General features: G+C 43.3%; 11 protein-coding genes. 7 read left to right on the top strand and 4 right to left on the bottom strand.

The window, feature by feature from the left end:
• The first annotated feature begins 127 nt into the window (after window positions 1-127).
• From BLS35_RS10555 to BLS35_RS27760, 3 genes are all read left to right on the top strand, one after another.
• On the top strand, window positions 128-5,878 hold the full coding sequence (locus tag BLS35_RS10555; RefSeq protein ID WP_090780663.1) for an MBG domain-containing protein: 5,751 nt from the start codon (window positions 128-130) through the stop codon (window positions 5,876-5,878).
• Between the two features lie 125 nt (window positions 5,879-6,003).
• Window positions 6,004-6,438 (top strand): DUF1810 domain-containing protein, encoded by a 435-nt coding sequence (locus BLS35_RS10550; RefSeq protein WP_090780661.1) that lies wholly within the window; start codon window positions 6,004-6,006, stop codon window positions 6,436-6,438.
• Between the two features lie 154 nt (window positions 6,439-6,592).
• On the top strand, window positions 6,593-6,748 hold the full coding sequence (locus tag BLS35_RS27760; RefSeq protein WP_165973253.1) for a hypothetical protein: 156 nt from the start codon (window positions 6,593-6,595) through the stop codon (window positions 6,746-6,748).
• Window positions 6,749-6,882: 134 nt separating this feature from the next.
• On the opposite strand, the gene BLS35_RS10545 is transcribed toward BLS35_RS27760, so the two are convergent.
• From BLS35_RS10545 to BLS35_RS10535, 3 genes are read right to left on the bottom strand one after another with little or no spacing between them, the layout of a single operon-like run.
• Window positions 6,883-7,176 carry an MBL fold metallo-hydrolase gene (locus BLS35_RS10545; protein ID WP_090780659.1) on the bottom strand — a complete coding sequence of 98 codons (294 nt, stop codon included), beginning with the start codon at window positions 7,174-7,176 and terminating at the stop codon, window positions 6,883-6,885.
• 27 nt (window positions 7,177-7,203) lie between these two features.
• Window positions 7,204-7,812, bottom strand: a complete 609-nt coding sequence (locus tag BLS35_RS10540; protein WP_090780657.1) for an alpha-ketoglutarate-dependent dioxygenase AlkB family protein — start codon at window positions 7,810-7,812, stop codon at window positions 7,204-7,206.
• Between the two features lie 8 nt (window positions 7,813-7,820).
• Window positions 7,821-8,264, bottom strand: a complete 444-nt coding sequence (locus BLS35_RS10535; RefSeq protein WP_090780655.1) for a hypothetical protein — start codon at window positions 8,262-8,264, stop codon at window positions 7,821-7,823.
• Between the two features lie 339 nt (window positions 8,265-8,603).
• Here BLS35_RS10535 and BLS35_RS10530 point away from each other — a divergent pair, with 339 nt between their 5' ends.
• Both BLS35_RS10530 and BLS35_RS10525 read left to right on the top strand, forming a co-directional pair.
• Window positions 8,604-9,161 (top strand): type 1 glutamine amidotransferase domain-containing protein, encoded by a 558-nt coding sequence (locus tag BLS35_RS10530; protein ID WP_090780991.1) that lies wholly within the window; start codon window positions 8,604-8,606, stop codon window positions 9,159-9,161.
• A 48-nt stretch (window positions 9,162-9,209) separates the two neighbouring features.
• Window positions 9,210-9,428, top strand: coding sequence for a hypothetical protein (locus tag BLS35_RS10525; protein WP_090780653.1), 219 nt, complete (start codon window positions 9,210-9,212; stop codon window positions 9,426-9,428).
• Between the two features lie 14 nt (window positions 9,429-9,442).
• Here BLS35_RS10525 and BLS35_RS10520 read toward each other — a convergent pair whose 3' ends face one another.
• On the bottom strand, window positions 9,443-10,339 hold the full coding sequence (locus BLS35_RS10520) for a LysR family transcriptional regulator (protein WP_090780651.1): 897 nt from the start codon (window positions 10,337-10,339) through the stop codon (window positions 9,443-9,445).
• 76 nt (window positions 10,340-10,415) lie between these two features.
• Here BLS35_RS10520 and BLS35_RS10515 point away from each other — a divergent pair, with 76 nt between their 5' ends.
• A complete protein-coding gene (locus BLS35_RS10515) occupies window positions 10,416-11,477 on the top strand; it encodes a saccharopine dehydrogenase family protein (RefSeq protein ID WP_090780649.1) in 1,062 nt (353 codons plus the stop codon).
• A gap of 7 nt (window positions 11,478-11,484) precedes the next feature.
• Window positions 11,485-12,390: a DUF1338 domain-containing protein gene (locus BLS35_RS10510; protein WP_090780647.1), complete on the top strand. Its 906-nt coding sequence runs from the start codon at window positions 11,485-11,487 to the stop codon at window positions 12,388-12,390.
• The last annotated feature ends 5 nt before the right edge of the window (window positions 12,391-12,395 follow it).

Raw genomic sequence — 12,395 nt, 5'->3', positions numbered from 1 at the left:
CCAATATTGGGTATGGCACAACCTTTTTTTTATTATTATTTTTATTTTAATCAATCCTTAAAATCAATTATGACAAGTAACTCTGTTAACTAAGCGGCAACAAAGTACCTGTTAATCTAAATGCGCCATGACACAATCTCTAGTTAGGCACTTCAAAGCAGGTGCATTTTACCTCTCCATATTTCTTTTCTGTTTTGGTGCCAAGGCACAGGTTCGTGTAAACGCTACCGCCGCAACAACGGGCCCCACAAACTATACTACACTAAAAGCTGCATTCGATGCCGTAAACGCGGGAACCCACCAGGGTAGCATTTCCATAATCATTACAGCCAATACAACCGAAACGACGACGGCCAGCCTTAATGCCAGTGGCGCTGGGCCGGCCAGTTACAGCTCGGTGATTGTTAAACCCGAAGCTGGAACAACACCGGTTATCAGTGGTAATATCAGCAACGGGCCGCTGATAAAATGCAATGGTTCCCGTAACTTTACCATTGATGGCTCCAATAATGGTACAACATCCCGTAACCTTACCATAACCAATACCAGTACGGCCAATTCTAATGTTTTACTGATTGGTTCTATAGGTACTACCCCTATTTCTAATGTTACTATTAAAAACGGTACACTTATTAATGGTGCAAATACTTCTACGGCTGTATCTCTAGGCGACGCTACTACCGTAGGAAACCCAGGTTATTTCAATAACATTACTATACAAAACAACAGTATACAAAAAGCCTACATCGGTTTGTATGGTTACGCAATAGTGTCTGCTGGTAATGGTAACAATACCCTGCTAACGGGGAATGATATCGACGCTACCGGGGCCAATGCCATTAAGCTTGTCGGTGTATACCTACAGGGACTTGAAGGAGCTACTGTAAGCAATAACAACATTGGTAATTTCGAAAGTGCAGGTTCTGAGTTTGACAGGGCCATCTGGCTGGCCACAGGTACAATAAACTCTACCGTATCAGACAATACCATATACAATATGGCCTATACAGGCACAAGTACTTATGCGCCTATAGGGATAAATATTTCAGCCGGGTTTGCCAATGCCAATATCACCGTTGCCGGCAATACGATCAGGAACCTGAGCAGTTCAGGCAGCGGCAATACCATGGGTATTTTTTCTTACTCGGCTTCATCAGGTATAATCTTTAGCGGAAACCAGATCAGCAACATCAAAAATACCAACACAGCAGGTTATGGCGCCACAGGTATTGTACTCGCAAATAACATGACCAATGCCGCCACAAAGGTCTACAACAATTTTGTATGGGATATAGCAGGATATGGATTCAACGGCTATGATAGTAACGATAACGGTAACGGAATCGTAGTCGATGGCGGCGGCGGGTATAACATAGACTTCAACACGGTAATACTGAATACCGAACAGAGACTTACAGGCGGACATAGGTCATCATGCCTGCTCATTACAAATAATGTGACCACATCGGGAACCATCAATGTACGGAATAATATTTTTGGCAACCTGCAAACGACTGGAAATACCACCAGCAGAATGGCCATATCTAATATTGCAAGTCCGGGTAGTGGCGTATTTGGGACCATCAATTACAACAGTTATTATTCGGCCAGCGGCAACCTTTCCAGTACCGGCACCAATGCATCCATAAGCAATACGCTTTCACAGTTAAAAACCAGCCTGGGTGGCAATGCCAATTCAGTAAATGTGAATCCTATTTTAACAAGTGCTAATGACCTGCATTTAATGGTTCCTCAGCCCCAACTTACGGCTACAGCTATAGCAGGTATTACCACCGATATTGATGCTGAAGTACGCAGTGCTACCAGTCCTTATATGGGGGCTGATGAGTACGACAAAAGAATTGTTCCTGATGCCAATGGTATAGTATATGTAAAGAAAGGCTCAATAGGAAGCGGGCTATCATGGGCATATGCTGCGTCTGAACTGGCTGATGCACTTATAGCAGCCAAAACCAATACTGCCATTAAAGAAATATGGGTGGCAAAAGGGACCTATAAGCCGATGTACAGTCCTGAGGATGGTCCTAATTTTGGGACGGATAAAGGCAGAGACAATGCTTTTGTTCTGGTAAAGGACGTAAAAGTTTATGGTGGTTTTGCGGGCACAGAAACGGACCTTTCCCAACGTGATCTATCTATAACAACAAATAAGAGTACTTTAAGCGGAGATTTTAACGATGATGATGTAATTACTGGTACAGGCAGCACCTTGAACATTTCCGGAAACACAGAGAACGCCTATCATGTCCTGGTTTCCGCCGGTGCGGTAGGAAATGCGGTATTAAATGGCTTTACCATTACAGGTGGATACGGTGCCAGTGGAATTCCCCTCTTCGTTAATACATTTAGGATTTACAGAAATACGGGTGGGGGTATGCTTAACACAAATACCTCAAGCCCAACCATAACCAACTGTATCTTCATCAACAACATGGTAAAAGAAGGCTCCGGTGGTGCCATGTATAACTATTTATCGGCCAACCCGCTGGTAATGAATTGCAGCTTTGTCAATAATTTCGCCAGCAATACTTCCGGCCAGGGCTGGGGCGATGAAGGCGGCGGCGGAATGTATAATCTGGATTCGGCGCCTATTATTGTCAATTCTACCTTTTATGGCAATTTAGCCACGGGAGACCGTAGTGGTGGAGCAATTAATAGTCTTAACTCCAATCTTAGCGTTACCAATAGCATTGTTGCTAATAACTCGGCAAGTGCTTCCAACGGAATATACAGCCTCAACGGTACGCTTGTTGTTCGCTATAGCCTGGTACAGGACATGCCGGCCGACGTTACCCATCATAATTTAGATGGTACGGCTGATCCTTTGTTTACCAATCCGGCTACGGGAGCGTACACTTTAAAATCAGGAAGTCCTGCCATCAATTTAGGAAGTAATGCACTATACGAAGCAGCCGATGGCGATGTGGGGAACAACAGTTTAGGTCTGGACAAGGACCTGGCAGGAAATCCTCGTTTAACAGGCGGCACTATAGATATAGGAGCCTACGAGCTACAAAGCCAGCCTCAAACCATTACCGCTGTCAATATCACCAAAACTTATGGAGATGCACCTTTTCTACCAGGTGCTACAGCAAGTTCCAACCTTGAGGTCAGCTATACCTCGGCCGATAATGCCATAGCAGAGGCTTTTCAGGATGCCGCAGATGGCAACAAGTGGAAACTGAGCATCAAAAAAGCTGGTACGGTAAACATTACTGCGAGCCAGGCCGGGGATAACGGTTTTGATCCTGCAACGGATGTAGTGTTTAGCCTTACTATAAACAAAAAACCGGTAACTGTTAACATTAAAGCAGGAGCTGTATTCAGCAAAGTATATGATGCGAGTACAGCCGGAACTTTCCAGGCTTCAAATCTGGAATTTATTGCAGGAGCCATTATTGGCAGTGATGAGGTACTATTGAGTTTAGGTTCTGGGGCAGCGCAATACGACAGTCGTGATGCCGGTACCGGAAAAACCATTACCCTGCCCATTGCCAATGTATTGCTGAGCGGTGCCCAAGCTGGTAATTACAGCATTGCCAATGTATTGGACCTTTCCAGTACCACTGCCATAATTATACCTATGCCCTTAACCATTACGGCCAACAATGCCAGTAAGGTATATGACGGCTTTGCTTACACCGGGGGTAATGGTGTAAGCTATAGTGCCTTTGCGCTAGGCGAAAGCGCGGTCCAGCTTTCGGGAACATTGACTTATGGCGGAACTGCCCAAAATGCACTGAATACCGGAACATATAGCATTATTCCTGCCGGACTCAGCTCAGCAAACTATGCCATAACCTATGTAAACGGGCAGCTTACCGTTTCTTTAAATAATGTAAATACGCTTACTTTTAATGCCCAAACTTCAGGCAGTACCCTTATAAAAACATATGGCGATGCAAATATCAATGCTTCTGCTATTGCCAGCTCGGGCCTAGCCGCAAATTATCTGAGCAACAACACAAGCGTTGCTACCGTAAATGCAGCCGGACAGGTTACTTTACTGGCACCAGGTACAGCGATTATCACAGTAAATCAGCTTGGCGATACCAATTACGGACCTGCAACGCCTATTACCTTCCAGGTACAGGTAGCCAAAAAGGTGCTTACGGTAACAGCCAATGATTTCAGTAAAACCTACGATGGCATTCCTTATGCAGGTGGAAACGGACTGAACTACGAAGGATTTGTGAATGGTGATAGTCCTTTAGTGTTAAACGGAACCCTTACTTATAGCGGAACTTCGCAGGGAGCTGTCAATACCGGGGCCTACACCATTGTTCCGGCTGGCCTGATTTCCGACAATTACGATTTTGACTACAAGAACGGGACACTCAGCATTATACCATCAGGGGCCAATGTGATCACTTTTAATGCCCAGGTATCCGGTGCTACGCAGCAGCTTATCTATGGCCAGGGCAGCATCAACGGATCGGCAATCGCCAGCTCTGGGCTTACTGTTATTTACAGTAGCAGCAACCCTGCGGTAGCAACTGTAGCTGCAAACGGATCTGTACAAATTCTTACAGCTGGTACAGCAACTATAACGGCAAGTCAGCCCGGAGACATTAACCATACCGCGGCCACTTCGGTTAGCTTTAGCATTAATGTACAGAAAAAGGCACTGACCATTACGGCCCGTAACGCCAATAAAACCTATGACGGCCTTGTCTATAGCGGAGGTGCAGGGGTAACTTATACTGGCTTCATTACAGGAGAAAATGAGAGCAGCTTACAGGGTACCTTAACCTATACAGGTACTGCCCAGGGCGCGAAAGATGTAGGCAGTTACTTCATCAGTCCTACAGGTTACACTTCCGGCAATTACGCCATTACTTATTACGATGGTAGTTTAACCATTATCAAAGCAGATGTAACCGTTACTGCTGTTGGACAAAGTAAAATCTATGGCGCTGCTGATCCTGCATTAACCTATACGTTTACGCCCAACTTAATCACGGGCAATACATTTACCGGCTCGTTAAGCAGAGCAGCAGGCGAAAATGCAGGTGATTATGCCATTGGAATAGGAACTTTAGCTGCAGGAGGTAATTACAATATCAGTTATACTGGCGCAAATTTCGCGGTAACCAAGGCCATACTGACCACAACAGCAAGCAATACACAGATGTGTCAGGGTGATAGATTGCCGGTATTTACCATTACATACATCGGTTTCAAGTACAACGATAATGAGAGCAGTCTCCATACTAAAGCTACGGTTAACACTACAGCTAGCAGCAGTTCAGCAGCTGGTAATTACACACTGATTCCAAGCGGAGCGGTATCTGGAAATTACAGTTTCAATTATATAAATGGTACATTGATCATTAATGCGCTCCCTGTCGTAGCAATCAATAGTAACAGGGGAACCAGCATCAGCAAGGGTGAAACCGTAGTACTTACGGCAAGCGGAGGCGTCAATTACAGTTGGACATCAACAAGTGGTACCACCACTGGTCAGAACACTCCGGCATTAAACATCCGACCAGACAAAACAACTACATATACGGTTACTGCCGTTAATGCCAATGGTTGCAGCCAAACTAGCAGCATAACCATTGAGGTCAAAGATGATTTTCAAGCAGTACAGGCCAACAATATCTTAACACCCAATGGCGATAGTTACAATGATGTATGGGTAGTTAACAACATCGATATGTACCCGAACAATGAGGTTAAAATATTTGACAGAGCCGGCAGGCTTGTATACAGTAAACGGGGCTATGACAACAGCTGGGATGGTACTGAAAATGGGCAGCCCCTGGGCGAAAACACGTATTATTACATCATTGATTTCGGCAGCACCAAACTGAGTCAAAAAGGATACATCACGTTAATCAGATCACAATAATAAACAGCTCCTGGTTTAGCACTACTCTTAAATCATTTGCCTAATTTTAATTAAATTCAATACTTATAGAATGTAATGCAAGAAGTAAAGCAAATAGAATTTTCGAATCCTAAACACCAGCAACCATGAAAAGTCATAACCTGGAAAGATTCATCGCCGCACAAAAATCAGTGTATCAGACTGCATTGAATGAACTAAAGGCCGGAAAAAAACAAAGCCACTGGATGTGGTACATCTTCCCGCAGATCCAGGGGCTCGGCTATACCGAGATCTCTAAGCGCTACGCCATCCAGGACCTGGATGAAGCAGCCGAATACCTCGAGCACCGCATGCTCGGCCCAAGATTGATCCTACTGAGCCATGTCCTACTTGGCTTGGAAACCAGCGATGCCCATAAAATATTCGGAAGTCCCGACGATCTCAAACTAAAATCCTGCATGACTTTATTTTCCCAGGTACCCAGCGCAGACCCTGTTTTCGAACTCGTCCTTAAAAAATTCTTCAATGGCCTGAAAGACCACATCACTCTAAAGATTCTGAACCTTCAAAGCCAAAACTAAAACAGGAAAATCAATCGCCATATCGCCCGTGGATCAAACTTTAATGTTGATCCATACCGGAGCATGGTCACTGGAATGCGAGCGCTAAACAAAGCTGTCCCTGGATTGTTTATTTATTTCTAAGGCATTCTATTTTAACTTAACTGATCATCCCATGGAAAAGAAAGGAAAAAAGCCCCAAAACAGTGATCCGGACAGAGCGGCCAGGATTTCAAATTCAGCCGGACAACCCGCTCAAAAAACGGCGGAAGAACAGGAAAAGCCAAAACAGCAAAATGCGCTCAGCAGACCGCATATGCTTTTCAAGTAAGCTTTTCAAATGCAAATCCATTTAATGGCTAATTCCCGGGTCGTTGCTGCTCGGGAATTAGCCTTCTAAGTATCGTAGTAAAGCTTAATTCCATCCGGGATGCCATCTATGTCCATGAGCAGGCAAAGTAATACTTAAACCATTAGCTCCATACCATCGCTCAGGTAGTCCAGCTTCAGCTGATCAAGCCTGTCCAGCATTTCCTGATCAAAATGCGTCAGCAATATGCGGTTAAAGGAGAACTCCGACAGGCGTTTCTCCAGCTCCAGATAATTCATATGCCCTTTGACCTGTGTGCTGAAAAAATTACACTCACAAATAAATAGATCAGCCCCAGCGCTTAGAGGTAGCAGCGTATCGGTCCAGGAAGTATCGCCAGAATACGCAATGATTTTATCTTCAAGCTTTATCCGGATACCGTGTGGCAAGGCTCTTTCAGAATGTTTAGCCTTCCTTTAAATCACCACCCTAAAAGTTAAATTCACCCTGGGCTTCATCGGCCTTACGGATTTAGCAATCCTATGCTCCCAGTTTTGTTGTAAATCCCCCTTCATGATCATAAGTGCACCACTTTCCAGCCGGATCGAATATCGCTCACTATGGTTCTTTTTATTTCGGATATCAAAGCTACGCACCTGCCCAAAGCTCACTGAACCAATCACCGGGTGGGTACCCAAAGCCTTCTCATTGTCACTGTGCCATGCTACCGAATCATTCCCGTCACGATAATAATTCAGCAACACACTATTAAACCTGATATGGGCAATCGCTTCTACTTTAGTCTTGATCATCAGCAACTCCGGCGTCCAAACTAGTGGATCAGACCTGCGCAAGGAAGTATAATCATAGGTCTGCTCCTCGGCGTACCAAGCCGTTAATCTTGGCGTCACTATCTGCTTATCATACATACTCACAACCTTTTGCTTCCAGGGCGTTTCCGAGATAAACAACTTCAAAAGCTGCTGGCTCTGCCAGACATCAAAAACTTCCGGATGATATTCGAGAAGCTCTAGCGGCAGTCCCGGACTTTGTCCCGACTCCTCAAAAAAACTCAACTGTTCCATAACAAAACCTAATTCACCAAAACCTCAAAATCATTACCCATCAGGGCATCATACACTCTAAAGCGAATCTTCCACTCGTCCTTCACTAGCTCAGCTATTGAACCGCTAAACACCTTTTCAAACCTTTCAAGATCAATCCCTTCGACACAAATTACCAGGTACTCCGCATCACTGATCATCACCACCTGCTGAATATAAGCCGACCATCGCCTAGAAATGAGTGCAGGTAACTTATTGAAATGCTGATTCTCAATCAGCCGCCCTATACCAGTAGCCAAACCATCAGGAACCGCCACCCAGCTTCTCAGGTTCCACAGTCCATATTCATTATCCAGGGTACCGATTACCTCGTCTCCATTGACCAGCTGCCAGGGCTCTCCAGGATTAAATTGGATCACCTGGTAAACCTCAGGTTCAGACGATCCTTCAACAAAATACGTAAGTTCAATCATATATCTTAATCAATTAATCAACTCAATCCTACTCAAGATCAAATAAGAGTCCGTATCCCTAAACGGATAAACAGGCATAGTTAAATGCAAATTTAGACTAATATTTTTAGCAAGAACAAACAAAAACTAATTACATTAGCTGTTTAACTAGCATTAAAAAACATTATCTAAAGACATTAGCAAATATTTTACTGGTTTGAAATCATTCTTATAAAGTACAAAACGGCCCGGTTTTTAAATCTTCTTTCCCTAATGTAAAGAATCACAATAGCTAAAACATTCTGTATTGGCCATTGTATAGTATACAGAGAACTAAAGTTGAACATTAAAACAGTAATCATGGGACAATTAAGCAATCGAACCATTGCGGTTTTATCAGAAAGCGGTTTTGAAGAAACAGAATTGACAAGCCCGGTGCAAAGGTTAAAAGAGGAAGGTGCAACTGTTCATATCATTTCCTCTAAAGCAGGAAAGATACAGGCCATGAAGGGTGATCATCAGTGGACCATAGAAGTTGATGTGGATAAGACCATCAGCGAAGCCGATGCCGAAGATTATCAGGGCTTAGTCATCCCAGGTGGGGTTTTGAATCCGGATGCATTGAGAAAGAATGATGATGCCATTGCCTTTGTGAAAGCATTCTTTGAGGCAGGAAAACCAGTAGCCGCAATCTGTCACGGGCCACAGGTTTTGATCACAGCTGAAGTAGTAGAAGGCAGGAAACTGACTTCGACAAAAACCATAAAAATTGACCTGCTCAATGCCGGAGCAAAGTGGTATGACCAAGAAGTTGTAGTTGACCAGGGGCTGGTTACCAGCCGAAGCCCAGTTGATCTTCCTGCCTTTAATGACAAGATGGTAGAAGAGTTCGCCGAGGGGGTACACCAAGGGACATAGCCCGAACCATTTGTGTTTTCAGTTGTTGTCTATGATATACTTTAAAGAATGAGATCAAAAAACAAATCAATAACCGACAGCACCGATAAAGGCGAGGAAGAAATCTTTGAAAATTTCAAAATCGACCTATCCGGGCTTAAACCTGGGGTACGAGAAAAGGCAACGGAACTTGCTAAGGAGATGATGAAAAGTGGCATGCCTAAAGAGCAGGCCATTACTAAAGGAATCCAGGAAGCAGAGACTTGGTTTTTGGAATCTCAGGGCTAATAACCCTCTTGGTTTTATCCTTTTGGAAGCATTTCCAATAAATAAGGCAGTGCAGGATTGCTGCTGTCAGTTTTCCAAACCGCATATAAAGCGGTTTGCTGAGGTATGCCCTTCAGCTCTATAAATTTAATATTGGGGTTATCCGTTGAAGCCAATGAAGTAGGTATAATGCTAAGTCCCATTCCATTTTCTACCAGTCGGAAAATAGTAGGTGCATGAATAGATCGATGTGCTACTTTTGGAACAAATCCCTGATCGGCACAAAGATTAATGATCTGTTGATAATAAAACTGACTTTGCTCATTTGGAAAGAGGATAAAAGATTCGTCCTTGAATTGGCCCATATGCTTAAATTTCGCCGAAACCATGGGATGATGCGCCGGAAGTACAACAGAAAAAGTTTCTGTAAAGACCTTTCTACTGGCAAAGCCCTCCGGTACATTGTTGCTTCGCATAAAACCAAGGTCTAATGATTCATTTTGCAATGCCACAAGCTGCTCACTGTTACTCAATTCATCTAGCTGAAATTTGATATTTGGACAATCACTATTGAACTTCTTAAGCAAATCGGGCAATATGGATTCCATAGCCGAAGCCACAAAGCCAATACCTATTTGACCGGTATTCCCCTCCTTATATAGTTTTAAATGGACAACCGCACTTTCTACTTTATTCAGTACTTGCTGTACATCCCGATAGAATATAATCCCGGCATCTGTTAAAGTGACTTTTTTATTGCTCCGATCTAAGAGGGAAACTTTAAGGATCTGTTCCAGTTGTTTGATCTGCTGACTTAAAGCCGACTGCGAAATAAACAACAGCTCTGAAGCTTTACGATAGTGCAGTTCAGTAGCCAGTACCTTGAAATAATGGAGGTGGCGCAGCTCTATTTGATTAGCAATACTTATCATTAGTTAATTAATATATATCGTTTACTAATGATAAATATAGAGATATTTGAATAAAAACGACAAACCAGATATAAACATGATTAAAAACGTATTAACACTCGGACTAGGTAAGGTTGGCACCCTGGTTGGAGTACTGCTCAGCAAACAGTTCGAAGTAACCGGAATGGATAAAACGAAACCCCATTACCCATATGCCCTTCCGTTTAACGTAATTACTGGTGATGTGGCAGATGTTGAATTGATGACTAAACTGATTTCCGAGCACGACGCAGTAGTGTCGGCCCTACCCTATTTTTTAAATAAAACCATTGCCCTTATCGCACAACAACAAGGTTGTCATTATTTCGATCTGACAGAGGACGTAGAGACAACAACCTATATCAGGGGGTTGAGTGAAACGGCTACATCGGTAATGGCACCACAATGTGGACTTGCGCCCGGAATTATTGGAATAATCGGTGCACACCTCAGTAAGGAGTTCGAAAAGATCCGGTCTATAGAAATGAGAGTCGGTGCATTACCGAAATACCCTAACGGTGAAATGGGTTATTCTTTTACCTGGTCGGCCACCGGTGTAGTAAACGAATACATCAACGACGCGGAAGCTATACACGATGGCAAACGCAAACAGGTTATCTCTTTACAGGGTAAGGAAAGCATCAATATAGAAGGTGCTGCTTATGAGGCTTTTTATACATCTGGTGGCCTGGGTACCATGTGCGAAACTTATGATGGAAAAGTAGATAAACTGGATTATAAGACGATCCGTTATCCGGGGCATTGCTACCTGATGAATTTCCTGATTCATGAGTTGCATATGAAAAATGATAAGGCGCAATTGGAAAACATACTTAAAAATGCTAAACCGGTAGTAGAAGAAGATGTAGTGTTAATTTATGCCGTTTCTGAAGGATGGAAAGACGGTGAATTAAAACGCAACGAGTTTTACAAATCATGCAAACCTATTGATATTGATGGCCAAAGCTGGAGGGCAATTTCCTGGACTACGGCAGCAAGTCTTGTAGCGGTAATTGAAATGGTAGCCAATGGATCACTTCCTTCAAAAGGCTTTATTAAACAGGAAGAAATTTCACTTGAGGCCTTGCTAAATACAAAAACCGGCAGCCTGTTTAAATAAACAAATTATGAATTTTGATAAAGAAAAAGCCCTGGATACCTTTCTCAATATACTCTTTGAGCGTTATGAACAACAGGTTCCCGCAGTCAGAATGATTACCAATGCTTTAATCACCTCAGGTGTGATTGCAGGACAGCAGGATATTGTGAACGACCATATTGCCTTCAGAACTTTGGGTGTTCGCCATTTGGGCATTGCTTCTTTCGAAAAGATCTTTTTGCATCAAGGTTACAAAAAGATGGATTACTACCATTTTGAAGGAAAAAAGCTAAATGCTTACTGGTATGCTCCTCCATCGCCTGAGTATCCCCGGATATTTATGAGCGAACTGATTGTAAAGGATCTATCGGAAAAAGCACAGGAAATAATTCACAGCTATACCGATAACATCCATCAGGATCCAGTAGATGCATTGGATCTGGATAATGGCGAGGAGATAGGCGAGTTTTTCCATCAGCCCTTATGGACATTGCCTTCTGTAGAAGACTATCGTATTTTATTGGAAGAAAGTGAATATGCTGCCTGGGTAATCTACAATCGTTATTACCTGAACCATTATACCATAAGTGTGCATGATCTGAAATCGGGTTACAATACACTTGAAGATTTTAACCGCTTTGTGGAATCCCTGGGATTGAAATTAAACAGTTCGGGTGGAATCATTAAGGTTAGTCCGGATGGCTTATTGCGCCAGAGCAGCACGGTTGCAGAAATGAAAGAAGCTATCTTTATAGGAGCTGAAACCATGCCTATTGCAGGTAGTTATGTGGAGTTTTCTGAGCGCCTGGTGCTGCCGGAGTTTAAGGAACTACCCCTGGCCGCAATTAGACAGGAGCACAGACGTGAAGGCTTCGAGACGGACAATGCAGATAAAATATTTGAAAGCACTTACATCAAACAAACAAAAGATTAACCAAT

This window comes from Pedobacter sp. ok626 (assembly GCF_900100435.1).
GTDB lineage: Bacteria > Bacteroidota > Bacteroidia > Sphingobacteriales > Sphingobacteriaceae > Pedobacter.
This window is presented reverse-complemented; position numbering and strand designations above follow the sequence as displayed.